Raw genomic sequence first — 22,202 nt, 5'->3', positions numbered from 1 at the left:
TCTGAATTTCCACAGACGTTCCGTTCAGTCCGCATCGGACGGACTGGACCGGGTTTCGGCCACGCGCCGCAGCAGCGCGGCGGCGAGCAGGACGAAGATCGAGATGACGGTGAGAAGCACGGCAATCGCCGGGATGACCGGGGTCAGGTTCTGTTCGATATCGTCGAACATCATTCGCGGCAGCGTCTTGTCGCGAATGCCGGCGAGGAAGAAGGTGATGACCGGCTCGTCGAAGGAAAGAATGAAGGCGAAGAGCGCCCCCGAGAGCACGTTCGGCAGGATCAGCGGCAGCGTCACCAGCCGGAAAGCGGCGAAACGCGAGGCGCCGCAGCTGATCGCGGCATCCTCGAGAGTGGGATCGACCGAACTGAGCGCGGCAGCGATGGTGAAGACGACAAAGGGCATCGCAATCACGGAATGCGCAAGAACATATCCGGTTACCGTGCTGGAGAGGCCGGTCTGGCGGAAGAACAGGTAAAGCGCCACGGCCAGGGCAATATGCGGCACCACGATCGGTGCGATGAGCAGTCCCTGAAACAAGGTTCCCAGGCTGCCTGCGCCCCGCATCAGCGCGTAAGTGGACATGGTGCCGATCACCGCGGTTGTCAGCGAGGTGAGCAGGGCGATCTTGAACGAAAAGGCGGTCGCGCCCATCCAGCGCGAGCTTCCAAAGAACTCTCCGAACCAGCTGGTGGTGAAGCCGACCGGAGGGAAGGTCAGGTAGTCGGTCGTGCTGAACGCCATCGGCAGAATGATGACGATGGGCGCCAGGACGAAGAACAGCACCGCATAGACATAGGCGTTGAGCAGGAGCTTGCGGGGATTCACGGCGGCGTTCACAGGTGGCCTCCGAGCATGCGGTCGAAGCGGAAAACGCGGCTGAAGATCAGCGTGATCGCGGTGACGAAGAGCGTCAGGACGCCGACGAGCGCGGCCGCGAAGGGCCAGTCGAGAAACTCGCGCAATTGTTGCGAGATCAGGGTCGAGATCATCATCTCTTGCGGCGAGCCGAGCAGGGCCGGGGTGATGAAGTAGCCAAGCGCGCTGAGGAAGACGAGAATGACCCCCCCCAGGACGCCCGGAAGGGCCAGCGGCAGCGTCACCTCCAGGAAACTGCGTATCGGTCCGGCGCCGCAAATCTGCGCAGCACGGCCATAGTCAGCGGGTATGTTGCGCAGGGCGCCATAAATCGGGAGCACCATGAACGGCATCAGCACGTGGGTCATCGCGACCACGACGGCGCCTTGCGTGTAAAGCAGGCGGACGGGCTCGTCCGTGATCCCGACCAACTGGAGTAGGCCATTGACGATGCCGTTGCGTTGCAGCAGCACGGCCCAGGCTGCGGTGCGCACCAGTACCGACGACCAGAACGGCAGGAGCACACAGGCAGTGATAAAAATCGCCATGCCCCGCCCCGAGGAAACCATCGCCATGGCCACCGGGAAAGCGAGCAGAAGCGACGGGACCGAGACCAAGAAGGCGATCCAGAGCGTCCGCATAAGCACTGTCGCATAAACCGGGTTATCGAGGATGCGCTCGTAATTCTGCAGGCCGGGCTGCGGTTCGAGGACCGAAATCGAGAGCAGGCTGAGCAACGGATAGAGAAAAGCGAAGCCGATGAGCAGGAAGAACGGGCCCATCAGCAATAGAATTCCTGCCTTTGAAAGCCGGCGACCGTCCGGGCGGAAGAAATCGGACAGGGTCACGCTGCGGCCCTCTCGCCATAGACGAGCATGGCTTCAGGAGGGCAGAGGAGCCCGATCCGCTCTCCCTTGGACAGCGACGGCAAAGCGGCCGAGGCGACCCGGGCGCGGATCTCGGTGCCATCGTCGAGGCGAGCGATGACCAGCGTGCCGGCGCCGGCATAGACCACTTCCTCGAGCCGCGCAGACAGCGCTCCGGGGGCTTCGGGCGCGGTGACAGACAGGCGTTCGGGACGGATCGCCAGTGTGGCGGGGCCCTGGCCCGGCGCACCGACAAAGGAAGAAGCGGATGGCACCATGGTGTCGCCCTGCCCCAGCGCCAGCTTTGCACCGTCCCAGACCACCGGGATCATGTTCATCTCTCCGATGAAGCCGGCGGCGAAGAGATTGGCGGGGCGTTCGTAGAGTTCCCGTGCCGGGGAAATCTGCTGGATCCGCCCGCCGCGGAGGATGGCGATGCGGTCGGCCATTGTCAGCGCCTCGCCCTGGTCGTGGGTGACGAAAACTACCGTGATACCCAGATCGGAGTGCAGCCGCTTGATCTCAAGCTGCATTTCCTCGCGCAGGTTCTTGTCGAGAGCCGAGAGCGGCTCGTCCATCAGCAGCAGCCGCGGCTTGTATACGATGGCGCGGGCCAGCGCGACCCGCTGACGCTGACCACCGGAAAGCTGCGCGGGCATCCTGTCTCCGTAGCCCTGCAACCTCACGACCTCGAGCGCGGCGGCTGCCTGGCGCCGGCGTTCGACGCGGCCGATGCCCCTCATCTTCAGCGGGAAGGCCACATTGTCGAAGACGCTGAGGTGGGGGAACAGCGAATAGTGCTGGAAAACCATACCGATGTTACGCTTCTGCGGCAGCAGGCGCGTGCAATCCTGCCCGTCGATCAGGATCTGGCCGGCGGTCGGAACTTCGAAGCCGGCGAGCATCATCAGCACCGTCGACTTTCCCGAGCCCGAGGGGCCGAGCAGGGCGAGAAATTCACCGGGTGCGATGTCGATGGAGACGTCGTCGACCGCCTTCAACGTGCCGAAGGCCTTATCGAGGCCGCGCACCGAAATACGGGCCCCCACGACCGGCCTGACCGCCTCTTCGCCCATGCGCACCCCCTGTTTGGACCACGTCCCCACGGCTTTCCCGCAGCGGACGAATCTGACGCTAGATGATATACCAGAAAAATCAATAAAGTTCAGGTTTAGCCCCGATAATTTTGCCCCCACCTGATCTCATGCTTTGAAAATCACGCAGTTCAGGTGCTCGCCGACCATTTCAACATAGCGATAAACCCCATGTTTTACGGCACAATCAAAGGTTACGGTTACAATCCGGGCATGCAGGATGCCGCGAAGTGCTTGTCTGAAATTAATCTAACTACTTCCCGATTCCCTCTTGACGAACGACGATCGACTCGGATTTTTGTTATATCGTGAAAGGGCGATCCTGCCCTGCGCCACAAGGCGCCCCAGCCGCGAACCGGAGCCTCAGATGACCGATCCGACCCCCACACGTGATTCTCTGCTGCGAACGCGCGCAAGGCATGTGATTCCAGGAGGAATGTGGGGGCATATGCGCGCAGCGGCGGTGCCGGCCGGCTATCCGCAGTTCTTTGCCGGCGGCGAAGGCGCGCGGGTGCGCGACGTGGACGGGCGCAGTTATATCGACTTCATGTGCAGCTGGGGCCCGATCATCCTTGGGCACCGCCATGCCGAAGTGGAAGCGGCGGCGCGCGCGCAGCTCGATGCGGGCGACTGCCTCGACGGGCCGACCGAACACGCGGTGGTGCTGGCGGAAAAGCTGGTGGCGACCATCCTCCATGCCGACTGGGCGCTGTTTCAGAAGAACGGCTCGGATGCCATGACCACCTGCGTCACCCTCGCACGCGCGGGCACCGGACGTCGCAAGGTGCTGGTGGCGCGAGGCGCTTATCATGGCGCGGTGCCGTGGTGCTCGCCCTCGCTGATCGGTGTGACCGCGGAAGACCGGGCGCACCTGCTCCATTTCACCTACAACGACATTTCCAGCCTTGACGCGGCGGTTGCCGAGGCGGGCGAGGATCTGGCCGCAATCGTGGTGTCGGCCTTCCGCCACGATCTGGGCGTTCGGCAGGAGCTGCCGACGCGCGCCTTCGCGCAGGCTGCGCGGGCGCATTGCGACCGGCTGAATGCCGCGCTTGTTCTGGACGACGTGCGTGCGGGGTTCCGACTGAACCTGGGCGGCAGCTGGGAAAACGTCGGCGTCCGGCCAGACCTCGCGGGGTATTCCAAGGCCATCGCCAACGGCTGGCCGCTGGCCGCGGTTACCGGAAACGCCCGGTTCCGCGCGGCCGGCGAGCAGGTGTTCGTCACCGGATCATTCTGGTATGGCGGCGCGCCGATGGCGGCGGCCGTCAAGGTGATCGAAATTCTCGAGCGCGAAAACGGCCCGGCCCGACTGGAGGCAGCCGGCAAGCGGTTCGCCGAGGGCGTGACCGGTTCGGCCGCGCGGCACGGCTTTGAGGTGAGCCTCTCCGGCCCGCCCGCGATTCCGCTGATGCAGTTCAACGACGACCCTGACGTGCGGCTGGGCGAGGCCCTGTGCCGCGAGGCGCTGGCGCGCGGGGTCTACCTTCACAACAAGCACAACATGTTCCTGTCACTGGCCCATACCGACTCAGTCATCGACGAGGCGCTGGACGCGATCGACAAGGCCTTTGCCGCCCTGGCCCGCAACCGGACCGCCGTGGCGTGAGCGGCGCGACTGAAAGCCGATTTTCGCCGGGGCCGGCTTGGGTGCGCCTGCCCTGCTCTCTCTGTCCCTGAAAGGGCCGCGCATGACAAGATCCACGTTCCGCTTTCCCGAAACCGGGCCGCACGCCATCCGCCCCTGGGCGGTGCGCAAAGGCCATGCCGACGAGCATTTCCTCTCGGACTACCGGTATCACGGCCCTCGCGAGGACCCTGAGCTGGCCGAGGTTTTCGTCTATACCGACCGGATGTCCTATGATCCGGGCGAGACGGTGGAGTTTCACGGGTCGACCACGGCAGACCGATGGTCGATCCAGATTTATCGCGACGGCTGGAAGCCCGAGATGGCGCATGAGGCCTTCGATCTGCCGGGCACCTTCGCTCCGACCAGTGGCACCGCTTACATGGACGGCTGTGACTGGCCGGTGGTGCATTCCTGGGCAATCCCGGCGAGCCAGCGCCCCGGCTTCTACCGGATCGTCTCGACTTGCCTGAGAAAGGACGGACAAAGGTTCGTTCAACATCATTTTGTCGTAGTCCGGCCAACCGCCGATACGCGGCAGGGCAAGATCCTGTTCATGCTCGCGACCGGCACCTGGACCGCCTACAACGACTGGGGCGGCGCAAACCACTATTTCGGCACCTGGGGTCCGAATGGCAACGAGGGCTCGCCGCACCTGAGCCTGCACCGCCCGTGGACGCGGGGGATGCTCTGGCTGCCGAAGGGTGCGGCCCGGATTGCGCAGAATCGGATGCCCGAGATGAACGACCTGCCGGGCTACCCTTCGAAAGAGTGGGGCTACTCCCATGGCTGGGGCCAGTATTATGCCGCCGCAGGCTGGGCGCAGTTCGACCGGCATTTCGCGGTCTGGGCCGAGCGCGAAGGCTATGGCTTCGACATCATTACCCAGACCGACCTGCAGTTCCGCCCCGAGATCCTGGACGACTACAGCTGCCTCGTGACTGTGGGCCATGACGAATACTGGTCATACGACATGCGCAAGACGGTCGAAGCCTTTGTCGAGCGCGGAGGCGGCTTTTCGCGGTTCGGCGGCAACTTCCTTTGGCAGATCCGGCTCGAGAATGAAGGGGCACGGCAGGTCTGCTGGAAATTCAAGGCGCCGACAATGGACCCAGTGCGGGACGATCCGTCGCTAAAGCACCTGCTGACGGCAAGCTGGGAAAGCGGAGGAGTGAACTGGCCCGGAGCCTCGACCGTGGGGGTGAACGGCTGCCATGGGATGTACGGAAGCTGGGGCGGCTTCGCACCGCGCGGGTCGCGAGGGTTCACAGTCTACCGGCCGGAGCACTGGGTCTTTGAAGGAACCGACCTGCGCTATGCGGATGTGTTCGGTGCCGAGGCCGGAATATTCGGCTACGAGGTGGACGGGCTGAACTATACCTTCGAGCGCGGCCTGCCCTATGCCGTGTCCGATCCAGGTGTCCCCGATGGCATAGAAATCCTGGCGATGAGCCCGGCAGTACTTTTCGAATACGAGCATGAGGGTCCGGGTTACCGATACTACGTGCGCGATTCCGACCTCAACGGGCTGGCCGAACTGGCGCCCGAGGATTTCGACACGGCGCGGCGGAATTACCAGTATGGTTCGGGCATGGTGGTTTCGATGAAGCGCGGCAAGGGTGAAGTGCTGACGGCCGGCTCCTGCGAGTGGATCATGGGCCTGACGCGGCGCGATCCCTTCACCGAAACGATCACGCGCAATGCGTTGGACCGCTTCGGCGGCCTCTGACGCAGTTTCGGGGGAGGATGGAATGAGCGAACGGAGCGAGCCGGTCTACGGCATCCTGTCGGACGACTTTACCGGCGGTTTGCTTGTCGCGAGCTACTTCGAGGAGGCCGGGATCAAATGCCCGGTCTACTTCGATCCGGCGGTGGCGGCGGCGGATGACAGCGGGGCACCCATAGTCGTCGTCGCGGGGCGGATGCGCCTCAGCCCTCCGGCCGATGCGCTGGCCGAGATGACGCGTGGCTTAGATTCGCTCGACGCGCTGGGTTGCGGCACAGTTGCCTACAAGGCCTGCGCCAGCTTCGATTCAACCGAGGAAGGGAATATCGGCATTGCCGCCGACCTCCTGGCAGACCGTTACAGCCAGGTACCGATGCTGATCAGCGCTGGCTTCCCGGAGTTTCGCGCAACGGTGCATCAGGGGTACCTTTTTTACCAGGCAACCCTGGTCAATGAGTCGGTCAAGCGGTTCGACCCGGTGACGCCCATGCCGGACCCGAACCTCGTGCGCTTCCTGTCGCACCAGACGCGCAGCCCGCTCGGATTGGTCAGCCATCTCGAGCTCATCCAGGGCGAAGCGGCAGCCCGGGCGGCGCTGGCGGGTGTGGTCGCGGCCGGGCATCGCCACGTGCTGCTCGACAGCAGCGATGCACATGACATCGAGATCAGCACGCAACTCGCACTGGACAGCCGGGCCTTCGTGGCCAGCGACCCGCTGGTGGTCGGTTTCGGGCTGGCGCGGGCGGCCGCCTTCAGGGGAACTGCCACGCCGCCAAAACAGGTGGACGGACCGGCGGCTGTGCTGGTCGGTAGTGTCGGGCCGGTGGCCGAGGGGCAATTGGCGGCCTTCTGCGCAAGCCACGAGATCCTGACTCTCGACCTGCTGGACGAACGGACGGAAGACGCGCAGATCAAGGCGGCACTCGACTGGGCGCGCTGCAGGATCGGGGCGGCTCCCTTCGCCATCACCACCTGCGCCGATGCCGCCGGTGTCGGCCGCGCGCAGGAGAAAATGGGCCGCATTGGCGCCGCACGCAGAGCGGAACGTCTGCTCGCCGGAATCGCGCGTGGACTTCATGCGGGAGGCGTTCGGCGGCTGATCGTGGTCGGTGGCGAGACCTCTGGGTCTGTCATTGGCGCTCTCGGCATTGCCCGCGTAAGAGCGCTGGGCCGCGGACCTCTCGGCGGCGGCTTCTGCATCGCCGAGGGCGAGGACCCGATGTCGCTTTTCCTGAAATCGGGCAAGCTCGGGACGCCCGACGTCCTGCTGCGCGCCCTTGAGGCCATGCGGCCCTAAGCGAGGAGCAAAGGCAATGACAGAAGGCGAGATCCGCGAGGCGCTTGTCCATTACAGCCGCCTCTGCGTGGAACGCGGGCTTTCGAACGCGACGGCCGGCAATATTTCCATGCGTTTCGAAGCGGGGATGCTGATCACACCATCGGGCATCCCGCCCGACCGGATGGAGCCGGGGCAGATTTCTGCGGTATCCTTCGACGGGAGGTTCAGCGGCAACTGGAAGCCGTCGAGCGAATGGGCGCTCCACGCCGCGCTCTACCAGCGGCGGCCCGAGGCCGGCGCCGTGCTGCATGCCCATCCGACCTACTGTGTGGCGCTGTCCTGCCTGCGCGAGCCGATGCCGCCGTTCCACTATATGGTGGCAAGCTTTGGCGGCAACGAGGTGCCGTGTGCGCCCTACGAGACCTTCGGCTCGCAGGCGCTGGCGGAGGCGGTGGTCGCGACCATGGGCACCCGCTTTACCGCCTGCCTCATGGCCAATCACGGTATGATCGCGCTGGCCGGCGATCTCGAGACGGCGATGGGACGCACTGAGAAGCTCGAGGTGCTGGCGCGCCAGTTTCAACTCGCGCGCGCGATGGGTTCGCCGGTGCTGCTGTCGGAAGAAGAGATGGCCGTGGTGCACCGGCAGTACAAGACATACGGCTACGGCACGCCGGCAGAGGTCATATCCTAGGCTCATCCACGGCGCGCGGATTTCGCAGACCTGCGGTCTCGCCGCCATCGACAGGGATCACCGCGCCGTTGACATAGCTCGACCTGTCCGAGACCAGCCAGGCGATCACCTCGCCCACTTCGGCAGGGTCGGCGATGCGGCCGACCGGAATGCGCAGTTCCAGCGCGCGGCGGCGATAGGGGTCGGAGAGCACCTTGCCCATCATTCTCGTACCGATCTGGCCGGGGCAGATCGCGTTGAAGCGCACCCGGTCGCCGAGTTCGAGTGCCAGCGCTTGCGTCAGACCGATCACGGCCGCCTTGGAAGCTGTGTAGAGCGCGAGTTCCTCTTCGCCTGCGCGACCGGCGATCGAGGCGACATTCACCACCGATCCCCGCGCCGCGATCAAACCGTCGAGCGCCAGCCGGGTCATGAGATAGACGCTGCGGGCATTGACGGTCATCAGCAAGTCCCAGTCCGCCACCGTCGTATCGGCAAAGACATGGCGGCGGCCAAGCCCCGCGTTGTTGACCAGGCCCCGGATGAGGCCCTCCCCCAGTTCCATCGCGCGTTCCACAATCGCCCGGCAGCCGGCCTCTTCGGAAATGTCGGCGCAGATGTAGTGCAGGCCGGCGATCTCGCGCATTGCGGCCTCTCCGGCCTCGGCGTCGCGGCCGGCGATCAGCACGCGATGCCCCTCGCCCGCCAGGATGCGCGCGGCCGCGCGGCCGATGCCGTGGGTGCCCCCGGTCACGATGATCATTTGTCAGTTGCTCCCGGCTACAACGGAGTAATCGACCGGCGTTGCATGCCAACCCTCGGCGCGCCGGCTCCAGAACCGCTCACGCAGCTGCGACGAGATCGGCCCCGGCGCGTCATTGGTCAGGATGCGCCCGTCGATGCGCGAGGCCGGCATGATGCCGCCCGCCGTGGTGCAGGTGAAGATCTCGTCGGCGTTGCGCAGCTCGTCGGCCGAGATGTCGCGGATCTCGGTGGGAATCCCCAGTTCCTCGCAAAGTTCGAAGACCGAGGCGCGGGTGACGCCCTCGAGCGCGCCGTGCGCGGGTGAAACAACAGTCCCATCGACAATGCACATAACGTTGAAGCCCGCGCCCTCGGTCACATTGCCCTCGGCGTCGAGCAAGACGGCATAGTCGGCGCCCGCGTCCTCGGCTTCGAACAGGCTCTGGGTGAAGTCGCCCCAAAGGAAGTTCTTCACGGTCGGATCGAAACTGTCGGGCGGAATGCGGCGCACCTTCGGGATGATCAAGTGCATTCCGCGCCGGAACATCTCGTCAGAGGCTACCGAGACCCAAGGTATGGCGATGCAGCAGAGATAGCTCTCACAGTTGGAAGGATGGCGTGTCTTGCCGGGCGGCGGAGCGCCGCGCAGGCATTCCATTGAGACATAGGCATTGCGCAAGCCGCTGAGCGCCACAATTCGGTTCAGGATCACGCGGATGTCGTCGTCCGTCTCGACCGGCGTCATCCGTAACCGGGTGAGCGAGGCGCGGAATCGGTTGATGTGATCGTCGAGCCGAAAGAAGGCGCCGTCGCGAACGCCGACGACGTCATAGGTTACGTCCGAGCGCCGGTAGGCCGCGTCGAGCACCGGAATCGCGGCCTCGCTGACAGGCATGTATCGCCCCTTCATGTAGGCCGAACCGAAGGAAAAATCACTGCTCATGCCGGTCATCGCCCTTTGCCGCTCCCCCCGAGTCGGGACAAAATTCCTTAGGGAACAGGTTTTTAATATATCATAATGTGGAAAAACAGCTCAAGAAAATGCGTATTTCCTCAGATATTTCCGTAGCGAGCACCCTAGATGGTGCTTGATCGGGATTATTTCTTGAAGCAATCGGAACATGTGTCAGGCTTATGATATATCCGAATCAAGTGAACTGGCCGTCATGACACCTTCCGCCGCCGCTTTCGCGAACCGCTCCGAGGAAAACCCAGCGGCGAATCTGGAGGGGATCGAGGCCGCCGCAGAGGTTCTGCGCGACCAATGGGGCATTCCTCACGTGCGGGCCGAGACGACGGCCGACCTCTTCTTCCTCAACGGGCATGTCCATGCAGAGGACCGCATGTGGCAGATGGAAGCCGCCCTTCGCCGGGCTGTTGGGCGGTTTGCCGAATGGGCGGGACCTTCCGCTCTGCCCGCCGACCGGCTCGCCCGCCAACTGGGGGTCGAAGCGGCCTCTCGGCGCGACTACGACGCGCTCTGCGCCGAGACCCGCGCGATGCTTGTCTCCTATGCCGCCGGGGTGAACGCCTGGATCGACGCAGGCGGCAGCGCACCCGAATACGACTTGCTCGGCGAACGCCCGATGCGATGGGAGCCCTGGTTTTCGGTGGCGGTCATGCGCCAGCGGGGCCTTCTCATGGGATCCGTCTGGTTCAAGCTGTGGCGCGCGGCGGCGGTTGCGACAATCGGACCCGATGCGATTTCGCTGCTTCGCTATGACGATGGTGGGATCGAACAGTTCATCGTGCCGCAAGGCGAGGCCGGACGGCGCGTCGTGGCGGATCTCGAGGCGCTGAAACCCGCGGTAGAGGCCCTGACCAGAAAGGCGCCGCCGGACGGCACGGTTGGCGGATCGAACAACTGAGCGGTCAGCGGCGCGCGCACCGCGTCGGGGATGCCGCTGGTTGCGGGGGATCCGCACCGCCAATACGAAATCCCGGGAATGTATACCCAGCTCCACCTGACCGGGCCAGACTTCGACGCCATCGGCTTTTCGGTGCCGGGGGTGCCCGCCTTCCCGCATTTCTGCCATACCGAGCGCGTCGCCTGGTGTGTGACCCACTCCTTCGCCGACATCCACGACGTGTATATCGAGGACTTCGCCGAGAGTGGCGCGCAGTTCCGCGCCGAGAATGGCTGGGATCCGTCCGTGCGGCGGCAGGAGACCATCGCCGTGCGTGGCGAAGCTGCGGAAACGATCACCGTGACCGAGACCCGGCACGGGCCGGTCATTGCGGGCCGTCCCGAAAGCGGGCGCGCACTGGTGCTGAAATCGGTCCAGCTGTTCGACACGGACCGCTCGCTCGACTGCTTGCTGCCAATGCTGAAGTCGCCCACGCTGGCGGATTTCTACGACAGCTGCAAGGGTTGGGGGGTGATCGATCACAACCTGGTGGGCGCCGATCGCGACGGGCAAATCGGCGTGCTGGTGCGCGCGGCTGTCCCGGTGCGGGAGCGCGCCAACGGTTGGTTGCCGATGCCGGGCTGGACCGGTGCACATGAATGGCAGGGCTTGATTCCCTTTGAGCGGATGCCGCGCGAGATCGACCCAGTGCGAGGTTACGTCGTCACGGCCAACAATCGCCTCGTGCCCGAGGATCATCCCGACTATCTCACCACCGATTGCCATCCGACGACACGCGCGGCGCGGGTGGCTGCGCGCATCGAGCGGGTGCAGGGTCTGACCGCTGGAGATGTGGCCGACATCCTTCGAGACACCGACAGCGCCCCGGCGCGCGAGATCGTGGCAAGTATCCTCGCTGCGGAATGCGACAGCGGCGAGACGCTCTTGGCAGTGCTGGAGGCTTGGGACGGTCGGATGGACGCGGGACTGACAGCGCCGACGCTCTACTATCTGATCCGCCAGGAAATGACCCGTATCCTGGGCCGCCGCTCGGGACTGGAAGCGGCCTCGCGCGATGTTGCCGCCTCGCCCGCGCCCGGCATTCCGGCGCTGAACCAGCTATGGTGGACGCTCCCGAACCTGCTGCGTTCGGACGATACCACGCTGCTGGGCGGCGCCAGCTGGGCGGAGGTGATCCGCGAGGCGGTGGCGACAGTTACCGCAGGCCCGGCGCCCATGCCCTGGGGAGCGGCGCATCTGCCTGTCTTCGTTCACCCGCTGGCACATGCGTTCCCGCAGTCCGAGGGCACCGCCGCCCCTGTGTCGAATCCGACCGGCGGGGACGGAGACTGCGTGCTGGCGACCGGCGGCTTTCCGGGTTTTGGCACCCGGTCGGTCTATGGTCCGGTCGCGCGTTACATCTTCGATCTCGCCGACTGGGACAACAGCCGCTGGATCGTGCTGCACGGAACCTCGGGGCGTCCCGGCGACCGGCACTATTCCGATCAGAACCCGCTCTGGGCGCAGGGCGAACTGGTGCCGATGCCCTACAGCTCTGCGGCGGTCGAGGCCCATGCGGTCACCCGCAGCCGCTACATGCCGGCATGACCAACGACGACCGGCCTGCAGCCGGACAGCAGACGGATAACAACAGGGAGACGACGCAATGAAACATTTCAGTCCCGGCCGCGCCGCCGGTCTCGTGCTTTCGGCCGCGCTTCTGGCGACTGCCCCGCTTGCCGCTGCCTTCGCGCAGACGCCCAAGCAAGGCGGCACGATCGTCTATGCCAACAACTCGGGTCCCGGGCAGCTGGACCCGCAGATGGCTGCGAGCCTCGTCGAATTGGAGGTCATCGCGCATATCTTTGAGCCATTGGTCTTCATGGACAGCAACTATGACGCCAAGCCAATGCTGGCGGAGAGCTATGACATCTCGGAAGACGGCAAGACCTTCACCTTCCACCTGCGGAAAGGCGTGAAGTTCCACAATGGCGACGAGATGACGTCGGCCGACGTCAAGGCGACCTTCGAGCGTTATGCCGAAGTAAGTCCAGGAAAGGCAACACTGGCCGACGTCAAAGAATACCGCACGCCGGATCCCTATACGTTCATCATCGAGTTGAACAAGCTGAACACGGTGTTCATCGACCAGCTTAAGACGCCGGTCTATCCGTTTTCGATCATGCCGGCCTCTCAGCGCAATGCGCCGCCGCGTGAGATCGAAGTGATCGGCACCGGACCCTTCACGCTGGGTGAATGGGTGAAGGACAGCCACCTGGTGATAGAGAAGAACCCGAACTACGTTCCGCGAGAAGATGCCGAGGGGCCGGACGGCTATGTCGGCAAGAAGACCGTCTACGTGGATGCTGTGCGCTACAATTTCCTGCCCGAGGCCAATGCGCGGGTGGCCGCCATGCAGACCGGCGAGGCTGACATCACCACCGCGCTGCCGCTCGACTTGGCCAAGCGGCTGGAGGGAACCGAAGGCGTGACCCCGGTCACGGTCTTCCCTTATTGCCAGCAATACCTGATCGTCCACTCGGCGCAGGCCCCGACCGACAACCGGCTGATCCGGCAGGCCATCCGCACCGCGACCGAAGTGGACGACCTGATCCTCGCCTCCGGCGAGGCGGCGCGGCCGAATTTCTCGATGGTCTATCCGGGCGGAGCCTACTTCATCGGCGACGCGAATGCCGGCTGGTACGACCAGGGCGATCCCGAGGCCGCGAAGGCGCTGCTGAAGGAGGCAGGCTACAAGGGCGAGGAGATCGTGCTGCAATCAAACACGAACTACGGCTACATGCGCGACTCGATTCTGGTGCTGGCCGAACAGCTCAAGCTGGCGGGGATGAAGGTCAAGGTCGACATCACCGACTGGACCACCAACGCGTCGAACCTGCAGTCTGGCAATGGCGGCTGGAACGTCTCGACGACATCCTTCTGCTCGAACCCGATCCTCGGGCCGCAACAGTGGCAGACGATGATCTACAACTTCCCCCATATCGAGAACAACAAGGTGCTCGATGATGCCTTTGCCAAGTTCTACGGCTCTCTCGACCTGAAGGACCGTGTGGCGGCGTGGAAGGACATCGAGGCCGAAGTCCTGGAGGGCGCCTACATGATCAAGGTGTCGGACCGCGGTTCCAACCGGGCGATCTCGAACGATCTCAAGGGATTCCGCGAGTTCAACATCAACCTGTTCTGGGACATGTGGCTGGACCGCTGAAGCCCACCCAAATGCTTGTGCGGGCGGCTCCTGCCGCCCGTGCCCTTCCCTTCCCCAAAGCCCCGACCGGCAGGAGCAGCATTGCATGCCCAAGCTCATAGCCTTCCGCATCGCGCAGGCGATCCCGGTGATGCTGGTGGTGGCGGTGCTGACCTTCCTGCTGATGCATCTTCTTCCCGGCGACCCGGCCACGATCATTGCCGGTGACATGGCCGACCAGGATGCGATCGCGCAGGTGCGCCGCGATCTCGGGCTGGATCAGCCGGTGGCGACGCAGCTGTGGCTTTGGATCACCAACCTGCTGCAAGGCGATTTCGGTCGTTCGCTGATGCTGAACCAGCCGGTCGCCACCGCCGTGGCCGAGCGCCTGCCGGTGACGCTTTCGTTGGCGCTGGTTGCCTTCGTCATCACCATTCCTGTCGGGATCGTGCTGGGCGTGGTCGCCGCCGTCTGGCGGGACACCTGGGCCGACAGCGCAGTGATGATGCTGGCGCTGGTGGGCGTCTCGGTGCCCAACTTCTGGATCGCGATCCTGTCGGTGATCCTGTTTTCGGTGACGCTCGGTTGGCTGCCCTCGTCCGGCTACGCGCCTCTGTCACAGGGGGTCGGGAACTGGCTGGCCTCGCTGATCCAGCCGGCAGTAGTGCTGGCGCTGTTCCAGATCGGATACCTGGCGCGGATGACCCGCTCCGCGATGCTGGAGGTACTCGACCAGGACTATATCCGCACCGCCCGCGCCAAAGGCGTTTCGCCCTTCACAACCATCGTGAAACATGCCTTCCGCAACACGCTGATGCAGGTGGTGACAGTTTCGGGCTATATCCTGTCACTGCTGATCGGCGGCTCTGTTGTGATCGAGCAGATCTTCGCCATGCCCGGCATCGGACGGCTGCTCGTCCAGGCGATCATGGCGCGCGACTACCCTGTGGTGCAGGGCACCATGCTCATGCTCGGCTTCGCCTTCGTCTTCATCAATATCGTGATCGACCTGATCTACGCCTATGTCGACCCGAGGATCCGCTATGACTGACGCGACGATGCCCCTGCACGCCGCCGCACTGCCGCCGCGCGCGGCGCGATGGCGGGTGCTGATGCAACGGCTTTGGCGGCATCGCTCGTTCCGTGTCGGCGCAGGGATCGTGCTGGTTGTGCTGGTTCTCGCGCTGGCTGCGCCGCTCCTCACCAACGGTCAGCCCAACGCCATGTCGCTCCGGAACCGGTTCGCACCGCCCTCGGCCGACTTCTGGTTCGGCGCCGACAATTTCGGGCGCGACATTTTCACGAGGGTCCTTTACGGCGCGCAGATCTCGCTCTGGATCGGTTTCGCCTCGGCAATGCTGGCAGCGGCCGGCGGCGCGCTGGTGGGATTGGCCTCTGCCTGGTTCCGCCGGCTCGATGGGCTGATCATGCGCATCATGGACGCGCTGCTGGCCTTTCCGGCGATCCTGCTGGCGATCGGCATCAACGCCGCCCTTGGTCCGCAGGTGTCGAGCGTCATCATCGCGCTAGCCTCGGCCTATGTGCCGCGCATGGCGCGTATCGTGCGGGCGGCCGCGCTGGTCATTCGGGAACTCGACTATGTCGACGCAGCGCGGGTCAGCGGCGCCGGGGGGGGCGCGGATCGTCTTCCGTCACATCCTGCCGAACTGCATGGCGCCGTTGCTGGTCTCTGTCACCTTCGTCTTTGCCTATGCGATCCTGGCCGAGGCGGCGCTGTCCTTCCTTGGCATCGGTCCGCCGCCGCCGCACCCTTCCTGGGGCAACATCATCGCGGAAGGGCGCGACTATTCGGTCGAGGCCTGGTGGATCATGCTGTTCCCGGGTCTCGCGATCAGCCTGGCTGCGCTAGGCATGAACCTGCTGGGCGACGGTCTGCGCGACGTGCTCGACCCGCGGCTGAAGATCGAGCAATGATGCTGAGTGTCGAAAACCTCTCGGTCGATTTCCGCGTCGATACCGGCTGGATCCGGTCGGTTGACGGTGTGTCCTTCGACCTGCCGGCCAATGCCACACTGGGCATTGTCGGCGAATCTGGCTCGGGCAAGTCGGTGACCGCGCTTTCGGTTCTGCGGTTGCACGCCATGCGCACCACCCGCATGGCCGGACGCATCCTGTTCGACGGCAAGGACCTTCTGGCCATGCCCGAACGCGCGTTGCGACGGCTGCGGGGGCGCGACATTGCGATGATCTTCCAGGATCCGATGCATTCGCTGAACCCGGTTCTGACGATCGGCGACCAGATTGGTGAAACGTTGCGGATCCATCAGGGCCTGTCAGGCGATCAGGCGATGACACGGGCGGCGGAACTGCTCGACATGGTGCGGATCCCGGATGCCCGGAGCCGGATCGCCGACTTTCCCCACCAGTTGTCCGGCGGGATGCGGCAGCGCGTCATGATCGCCATGGCCATCGCCTGCCGACCGCGCCTGCTGATCGCCGATGAACCGACAACCGCACTGGACGTGACGGTTCAGGCACAGATCCTCGAACTTCTGCGCGAGTTGCGCGCCGAAATCGGCATGTCGGTGATCCTGATCTCGCACGATCTGGGGCTGGTTGCCGAATTCGCCGAACGGGTCCTGGTGATGTATGCCGGCAGCCTGGTCGAGGACGCGCCGGCGCAGACCATCTTCGAGCAGCCGATGCATCCCTATTCCGAGGGACTGCTGCGGGCGATTCCATCGCCCGACGAGGATGTGTTCCGCCTTTACGCAATACCGGGACGCATTCCAGACCCGGGCCGGCGGCCGCCGGGATGCGCCTTCGCTCCGCGCTGCACGCTGGCACTGCCCGCCTGCTCGGCGGGAATGCCACCGATGGACACTGCTTCGCCGGGACATCTCGTGCGGTGTCCCGTGCGTCTCTCGGAGGGCATCCGATGAACCAGGAGCCGATCATCCGCGTGCGCGATCTGCGACGCGACTTCACCGTGGGCCGGCGTGGCGCGGGCCGCCAAGTGCTGCGCGCGGTGAACGACGTGAGCTTCGACGTCATGTCCGGTGAGACGCTGGGCGTCGTCGGCGAGAGCGGCTCAGGGAAATCGACCATTGGCCGGATGCTGGTCGGGCTGCTGCCCTCGTCCGGCGGCAGCATCGAGCTCTTCGGCGAAACAATCACCGGGCGCGGCGGCGCGCAGGCGCTGGCCCGCGTGCGCCACCGGCTGCAATTCGTCTTCCAGGATCCGCATGCCTCCATGAACCCTCGGATGCGGGTCGCCGACGTGATCGCCGAGCCGATCGACGTGCGTGGCGGCTGGAGCCGCAAGGACCGCGCCGATCGGGTTGCCGAGCTGCTGGAGATCGTGGGGCTTTCGGGCGATTTCGCCGACCGCTTTCCCCACGAGTTCTCTGGCGGCCAAAGGCAGCGCATCGTCATCGCCCGGGCCCTGGCGCTCGATCCGAGCATTGTGGTCTGCGACGAGGCTGTGGCTGCGCTGGATGTGTCGATGCAGGCGCAGGTCATCAACCTGCTGATGGACCTGCAGGACAAACTCGGGCTAAGCTATCTTTTCATTGCACATGACCTGGCCGTCGTCCGCGCCGTATCGACCCGGATCGCGGTGCTCTACGCCGGCGAGATCGTCGAACTGGCCGAACGCCGCGCGCTCTACGAGGACCCCAAACACCCTTATACCCAGGCGCTGCTGGCCGCGATTCCACGGCCGCAGGCGGGCGTGCGCAAGCCGCCGATCCGGGGCGAGGTGCCGAGCCTGCTGAACCGCCCGGCCGGATGCTGCCTCTGCGCGCGATGTCCGCATGCATTCGACCGCTGCCGGGTCGAAGCGCCGAGGCTGCGCGAGATATCTCCTGGCCGCAAGGTTGCCTGCCATCTCCACGAAGGAAGCTGAACATGAGTGAACTCGCCTGGTTCTCCGCCGCGCAGGCCGTGGCGCTGATCGCGCGCAAGGCACTGTCGCCGGTAGAATACCTCGAGGCGCTGCTGGCCCGCGCCGATGCCGAGGCCGAGCGGCTGAACCCCTTTTCCTATGTCGCCGCCGAACACGCACGGGACGATGCCAAATTGGCCGAGCGAGCGGTGATGGCGGGCGAAGCGCTTGGCCCGCTGCACGGACTGCCGGTGCACGTGAAGGATCTTTTGAAGACCGCCGGCATTCCGACCGAATACGGGTCTGCGATCCACGCCGGCAATATCCCTGACAGCGACGACCTGCTAGTTACACGACTGCGGGCAGCGGGTGGCGTGATGTTCGCCAAGTCGCACACGCCCGAGTTCGGCCACAAGGGCCAGACGGATGGTCCGCAGTTCTGCACCACGCGCAACCCCTGGGACACCTCGCGCTATGCCGGTGGATCGTCGGGGGGCGCGGCCTGTGCGGTGGCGGCGGGGATCGGCCCGCTGGGTCTGGGCACCGACGGCGCCGGATCGATCCGCATTCCGGCGGCCGCCTGCGGCACGGTCGGCCTCAAGCCGTCGCCGGGTCTCCTGCCCTACGCCGAGGCGGTCGACGGATTCTTCAACTACGCGGCCGCCGGCCCCCTTTCGCGCACCGTCGAGGACGCGGCGCTGATGCTGCGCGCGCTGGCCGGGCCCGACCCTGTCGATCCGTGGTCGCTGGCGGCCCCGCGACCGGTGGCGACCCGCACCGGCGCGACGCTGCACGGTCTGCGTGTCGGATATGTCGCGCGCACGGTGAACCGGCGGATCGCCCGCGACGTCGAGGCCAACACCCAGGCGGTGCTGGCCCTGCTTGCCGCGCGCGGCGCATACATCGAGGAGGTAACCGAGGAGATCGACTGGATCGAATATGAGGGCCGCGTGATGTACCAGGCCAATATTGCCGTGGCCGGCGGGCCGCATGTAGGCAAATGGGGCAATCAGATGGACCCGGTTTACCTTGGATTCATCGAGCGGGGCCGCGCTTTCAGCACCGAGGACTACCGCCGCGCACAGCTGGCCCGTACGCGGCTCTACCGCCACGTGCAGAAGTTGTTCGAACGGTATGACGTTCTGGTCAGCCCTACGCTCACTCGCACCGCCCTGCCTGCCGATTTCGAGGCGCTTGACGGCCAGGTGATGGTGGACGGCGCGGCAAACGGGCTGACCCGCGTGGGCATGTCGCCCTATTGCTATCCGTTCAACCTGACCGGCCATCCGGCACTGGCCATACCCTCGGGCTTTGCCGGCGATGGGTTGCCCACTTCGGTGCAATTCGTGGGGCGTTGGTACAGCGACATGGACCTGCTAGGCCTCGGCGCGCTGGTCGAGGAAGACCGCCCGTGGGCCCACCTCAGGCCACCGGGGCTGTAAGCCGGGCTCAGCGGCGGCGATTGCTTGCCGCAGCAGCCGCGGCCTCGTAGGCCCCGAGGTGCTGGCGCAGGTTCCGCCCACCCTCGATCAGATCCATCCGGATCGCCTCGCGCAGGGAGTATGGATCGCGGGCGCGCAGGGCATCGAGCACGTTGAGGTGCTGGTGACGCTCGGCATACGTCGGGTGCGCGTCGGGATAAAGTTCGCTCAGGACTGGTCCGACGCGGATCCACAGGCCTTCCAGAACCTCGGTCAGGGTCGACATGCCCGAGCGCGAATAGAGCCCGAAGTGGAAATCGAAATTGGTCTGCAACGCCGTCGGCCAGTCATGCGCCGCCTCGGCCGCGATCAGCGCCTCGTGAGTGGCGGCAAGCTGTTCGATGATATCGTCGTTGATGAAGGGCAACGCCCGCTCGGCCGCCATCGGTTCGAGGTTCATGCGGATATCGCGGATCTCGGTGTATTCGCGCAGGGTGAGGCGCTTGACACGGATGTAATAGCGCGGACGAATTTCGATGGCACCTTCGTGGGCCAGCTGGAACAGCGCCTCGCGGACAGGTGTTTCCGACGTACCCATCTGCTGGGCGAGATCGCGAACCTTGAGACGCTCGTGCGGCTTGAGTTCGGCCCGCATCAGCGCACGGCGCAGTCGGGCATAGACCACTTCCGACAGTGGCTCGTTGTCGGCCCCGGTCTCGATCTCCTCTTCGATCAGTTCAGTCATCGCGGCGTCGTCCTTTCGCCAGTGCGGCGACGGCAGAGTCGGCCGCAACTGGCGCGCAGTCAATCTCTTCGGTGGAATACACGATTCCGGGGAACATGTTGTGTCTGTGATGCATGTAGAGCCCGCACTTCAGCGTTTCCCTGCCACAGGTTTCACTCAAGGCGATGACCTTTGATCCGCAGGCAAGGTCTCGGAGGTTCCGACGATGTGGCGAGGTGAAAGTTGGCCGGATGCGGAACAGGCATAGCCGACCGATGTCTGACACGCATGTCCTGTCCTACTCTCGCGCGATCAGGCGTTGCGCGGACGCACGCCGTTCAGAAAGATGGCTAGGGCGCGGTCGCGACGGGCAGCCTGTTCCTCGGGGAGACTGAGGATGCGGTCGGGGTCGAGCAGGCAGGGGATGGTGTTGCCGACGACCATGTCGACAAGCAGTTCGGCGGTGGGGACGATCTCGTCGGCGCGCAGTTCGATCTCGCCTGTTTCGGCCGCGCGGGACAATTCCTCGACCAGCAAATCGACCACCTGACCGGGACCGGTGCGGCTGAGGCGGCGGCCGAGGTCGGGATAGGTCGGCACTTCGGCGATCACCGCGCGCAGCATCTTGATCACCACCTCGGGCGGCTCCCACGACGGGCTTAAAGTCAGCAGGATGCGTAGGCGCTCTTCCAGCGAGGCGTCGCGTTCGTCGGGCCTCAGCGGTCGGAAAAGCTTGGCCCCCATCCGCGCGAGGCCCGCGCCCAGCAGCTCCTCGCGGCTGGTGAAAAGCTCGTAGAGCGTGCGCTTGGACATGCCTGCACTCTTGGCGATGTCGGCCATGGTGACATCTTCGGCGCCGCGTTCGGACAGCAGGGCGATGGCGCAGTCGATGACGGCGGTTTCCCGTTCGACCGGACACATCTGGACGGGCCGACCCCTGCGGCGGGTCGACGTTGCGTTCGGTTGGTCCTGATTTGCCCGGCTATCCGTCACATCGCGCCCCAATACTTGACACTCCCTCAAAGAAAAGCTGTATCCCCGATATAGCGATCTTTACAAAACTGTTTAGTTTCCATAACTGCCGGAAGCAAGTTTTCTGCCGTTCTGGCGGATGTTCGCCTTCCGGAGCCCGCGATGCCGATCTCTCGTCTCTCCTTTCCGATTCTGGCCCTTGTCCTTGCCTGCGTGTCGTCTGCCCATGCACAGCAGGCCGGCGGTGCCCCGCCCCCGCAGCCAGTGACCGTGGTGACGCTGGAAGCCAGTGACGTCACATTGATCTCGGTCCTGCCCGGGCGAGTCACGGCGTCCGGCGTGGCCGAGGTGCGCCCGCAGGTGAGCGGCATCGTCACCGAACGGATGTTCGAGGAGGGGCGCCCTGTCGAGCAGGGCGCGGCGCTGTATCATATCGACGCGGCGAGCTATGAGGCCGCGAAGGCGGCGGCCGAGGCCGGGCTGGCGCAGGCTCAGGCGCAGCAGCGCTCGGCCGAGCGCGAGGAGAAGCGGCAGCAGGAACTGCGCGAACGTGCCGTTGTCAGCCAGCAGGTGTTGGACGACGCCGTTGCCACCCTGGAGAGCGCCAATGCGGCGGTGAAGGTTGCTGAAGCACAGGTGCAGGCGGCCGCGATTGATCTGGACCGGACGACGATCCGGGCGCCGATCTCGGGCGTTGTGGGGCTGAGCCAGACCACGCAGGGCGCGCTGGTGACCGCGGGCCAGGCCTCGGCACTGACCGTGATCCGGAAGCTGGACCCGGTTTATGTCGATGTGACGCAATCCGCCGCCGACCTCCTGAAGTGGCGCCGATCGGGCCAGCAGCTGGCGGCAGAGAAAAGCACCGTGGTCACGCTGCGCCTGGCCGATGGAACGGCCTATGAGCATCAGGGATTCCTAGCCGCGGCGGAACCGCATGTGAACGAGCAGACCGGCGTCGTCGTTCTGCGGGTGGAATTCCCCAACCCAGACCAGTTTCTGCTGCCCGGCATGTATGTGCAGGTTGAAATGCCCCAGGCCGTGATCGAGAACGCCATTCTGGCGCCGCAGGAAGGGGTTACACGCGACCGGCGCGGCCGGCCAATGGCGATGGTCGTAAACGCACAAAACCAGGTCGAGACGCGGGAGCTGACGGTGCAGCGCGACCAGGGCAACCAATGGGTGGTGACAGACGGTCTGCAAGCCGGCGATCGGGTCATCGTCGGAGGGCTTCAGAAGGTTGCGGCCGGGATGACCGTCGTCCCTGAGGAGCGCCCGGCGAAAACCTCCGAAGCCTCGAACTGAACTCTCTCCAACGGAGA

General features: G+C 65.0%; 18 protein-coding genes and 2 pseudogenes. 13 read left to right on the top strand and 7 right to left on the bottom strand.

What is annotated here, in order from left to right:
• Positions 1 to 24 precede the first annotated feature (24 nt).
• Genes ACFO5X_RS15615 through ACFO5X_RS15605 form a run of 3 tightly spaced genes read right to left on the bottom strand, consistent with a single transcriptional unit; the run spans position 25 to position 2,800 of the window.
• Positions 25 to 840 (bottom strand): ABC transporter permease, encoded by an 816-nt coding sequence (locus tag ACFO5X_RS15615; protein WP_380718524.1) that lies wholly within the window; start codon positions 838 to 840, stop codon positions 25 to 27.
• The gene (locus ACFO5X_RS15610; protein ID WP_380718522.1) at positions 837 to 1,706 is read right to left on the bottom strand and encodes an ABC transporter permease; all 870 of its coding nucleotides are present in this window, start codon (positions 1,704 to 1,706) and stop codon (positions 837 to 839) included. Before ACFO5X_RS15610 ends, ACFO5X_RS15615 begins: the two co-directional genes overlap by 4 nt.
• The gene (locus tag ACFO5X_RS15605) at positions 1,703 to 2,800 is read right to left on the bottom strand and encodes an ABC transporter ATP-binding protein (RefSeq protein ID WP_380718520.1); all 1,098 of its coding nucleotides are present in this window, start codon (positions 2,798 to 2,800) and stop codon (positions 1,703 to 1,705) included. The genes ACFO5X_RS15610 and ACFO5X_RS15605 overlap by 4 nt, the downstream gene beginning before the upstream one ends.
• A 466-nt stretch (positions 2,801 to 3,266) precedes the next feature.
• Between ACFO5X_RS15605 and ACFO5X_RS15600 the strand changes: the two genes are divergently transcribed.
• The 4 genes from ACFO5X_RS15600 to ACFO5X_RS15585 all read left to right on the top strand — a co-directional run bounded on the left by ACFO5X_RS15600 (position 3,267) and on the right by ACFO5X_RS15585 (position 8,144).
• The gene (locus tag ACFO5X_RS15600) at positions 3,267 to 4,427 is read left to right on the top strand and encodes an aminotransferase class III-fold pyridoxal phosphate-dependent enzyme (protein WP_380718518.1); all 1,161 of its coding nucleotides are present in this window, start codon (positions 3,267 to 3,269) and stop codon (positions 4,425 to 4,427) included.
• 82 nt (positions 4,428 to 4,509) lie between these two features.
• On the top strand, positions 4,510 to 6,174 hold the full coding sequence (locus tag ACFO5X_RS15595; protein ID WP_380718516.1) for a N,N-dimethylformamidase beta subunit family domain-containing protein: 1,665 nt from the start codon (positions 4,510 to 4,512) through the stop codon (positions 6,172 to 6,174).
• Between the two features lie 22 nt (positions 6,175 to 6,196).
• Complete coding sequence (locus ACFO5X_RS15590; protein WP_380718514.1) at positions 6,197 to 7,468, top strand: four-carbon acid sugar kinase family protein; 1,272 nt, start codon at positions 6,197 to 6,199, stop codon at positions 7,466 to 7,468.
• A 16-nt stretch (positions 7,469 to 7,484) separates the two neighbouring features.
• A complete protein-coding gene (locus ACFO5X_RS15585; RefSeq protein ID WP_380718512.1) occupies positions 7,485 to 8,144 on the top strand; it encodes a class II aldolase/adducin family protein in 660 nt (219 codons plus the stop codon).
• Here the strand turns inward: ACFO5X_RS15585 and ACFO5X_RS15580 are convergent.
• Together ACFO5X_RS15580 and ACFO5X_RS15575 are read right to left on the bottom strand one after the other, a co-directional pair.
• Positions 8,134 to 8,886 carry an SDR family NAD(P)-dependent oxidoreductase gene (locus ACFO5X_RS15580; RefSeq protein WP_380718510.1) on the bottom strand — a complete coding sequence of 251 codons (753 nt, stop codon included), beginning with the start codon at positions 8,884 to 8,886 and terminating at the stop codon, positions 8,134 to 8,136. The two genes, ACFO5X_RS15585 and ACFO5X_RS15580, sit on opposite strands and share 11 nt — an antisense overlap.
• A gap of 3 nt (positions 8,887 to 8,889) precedes the next feature.
• The gene (locus tag ACFO5X_RS15575) at positions 8,890 to 9,810 is read right to left on the bottom strand and encodes an aminotransferase class IV (RefSeq protein WP_380718508.1); all 921 of its coding nucleotides are present in this window, start codon (positions 9,808 to 9,810) and stop codon (positions 8,890 to 8,892) included.
• Between the two features lie 178 nt (positions 9,811 to 9,988).
• Here ACFO5X_RS15575 and ACFO5X_RS15570 point away from each other — a divergent pair.
• The 8 genes and pseudogenes from ACFO5X_RS15570 (at position 9,989) to ACFO5X_RS15535 (ending at position 19,208) form a co-directional block, all read left to right on the top strand.
• Positions 9,989 to 12,322: pseudogene (locus ACFO5X_RS15570) on the top strand (penicillin acylase family protein).
• Positions 12,323 to 12,380: 58 nt separating this feature from the next.
• Complete coding sequence (locus ACFO5X_RS15565; RefSeq protein ID WP_380718506.1) at positions 12,381 to 13,940, top strand: ABC transporter substrate-binding protein; 1,560 nt, start codon at positions 12,381 to 12,383, stop codon at positions 13,938 to 13,940.
• 85 nt (positions 13,941 to 14,025) lie between these two features.
• Complete coding sequence (locus tag ACFO5X_RS15560; RefSeq protein WP_380718503.1) at positions 14,026 to 14,970, top strand: ABC transporter permease; 945 nt, start codon at positions 14,026 to 14,028, stop codon at positions 14,968 to 14,970.
• Positions 14,942 to 15,490: pseudogene (locus tag ACFO5X_RS15555) on the top strand (ABC transporter permease); the annotation flags it as partial. The gene ACFO5X_RS15560 and the pseudogene ACFO5X_RS15555, both read left to right, overlap by 29 nt.
• A gap of 28 nt (positions 15,491 to 15,518) precedes the next feature.
• The gene (locus tag ACFO5X_RS15550; protein ID WP_380719524.1) at positions 15,519 to 15,854 is read left to right on the top strand and encodes an ABC transporter permease; all 336 of its coding nucleotides are present in this window, start codon (positions 15,519 to 15,521) and stop codon (positions 15,852 to 15,854) included.
• Positions 15,851 to 16,822, top strand: a complete 972-nt coding sequence (locus tag ACFO5X_RS15545) for an ABC transporter ATP-binding protein (protein WP_380719522.1) — start codon at positions 15,851 to 15,853, stop codon at positions 16,820 to 16,822. The genes ACFO5X_RS15550 and ACFO5X_RS15545 overlap by 4 nt, the downstream gene beginning before the upstream one ends.
• Positions 16,819 to 17,787 (top strand): ABC transporter ATP-binding protein, encoded by a 969-nt coding sequence (locus ACFO5X_RS15540; protein ID WP_380718501.1) that lies wholly within the window; start codon positions 16,819 to 16,821, stop codon positions 17,785 to 17,787. The genes ACFO5X_RS15545 and ACFO5X_RS15540 overlap by 4 nt, the downstream gene beginning before the upstream one ends.
• A 2-nt stretch (positions 17,788 to 17,789) precedes the next feature.
• Complete coding sequence (locus tag ACFO5X_RS15535) at positions 17,790 to 19,208, top strand: amidase (protein WP_380718499.1); 1,419 nt, start codon at positions 17,790 to 17,792, stop codon at positions 19,206 to 19,208.
• Positions 19,209 to 19,215: 7 nt separating this feature from the next.
• On the opposite strand, the gene ACFO5X_RS15530 is transcribed toward ACFO5X_RS15535, so the two are convergent.
• Together ACFO5X_RS15530 and ACFO5X_RS15525 are read right to left on the bottom strand one after the other, a co-directional pair.
• On the bottom strand, positions 19,216 to 19,932 hold the full coding sequence (locus tag ACFO5X_RS15530) for a GntR family transcriptional regulator (protein ID WP_380718497.1): 717 nt from the start codon (positions 19,930 to 19,932) through the stop codon (positions 19,216 to 19,218).
• A gap of 291 nt (positions 19,933 to 20,223) precedes the next feature.
• Positions 20,224 to 20,832, bottom strand: a complete 609-nt coding sequence (locus tag ACFO5X_RS15525) for a TetR/AcrR family transcriptional regulator (RefSeq protein ID WP_380718495.1) — start codon at positions 20,830 to 20,832, stop codon at positions 20,224 to 20,226.
• 213 nt (positions 20,833 to 21,045) lie between these two features.
• On the opposite strand from ACFO5X_RS15525, the gene ACFO5X_RS15520 reads away from it, so the two are divergent.
• Complete coding sequence (locus tag ACFO5X_RS15520) at positions 21,046 to 22,185, top strand: efflux RND transporter periplasmic adaptor subunit (RefSeq protein WP_380718493.1); 1,140 nt, start codon at positions 21,046 to 21,048, stop codon at positions 22,183 to 22,185.
• Positions 22,186 to 22,202: the final 17 nt, after the last annotated feature.

This window comes from Seohaeicola nanhaiensis (assembly GCF_042654245.1).
Lineage (GTDB): Bacteria > Pseudomonadota > Alphaproteobacteria > Rhodobacterales > Rhodobacteraceae > Seohaeicola_A > Seohaeicola_A nanhaiensis.
This window is presented reverse-complemented; position numbering and strand designations above follow the sequence as displayed.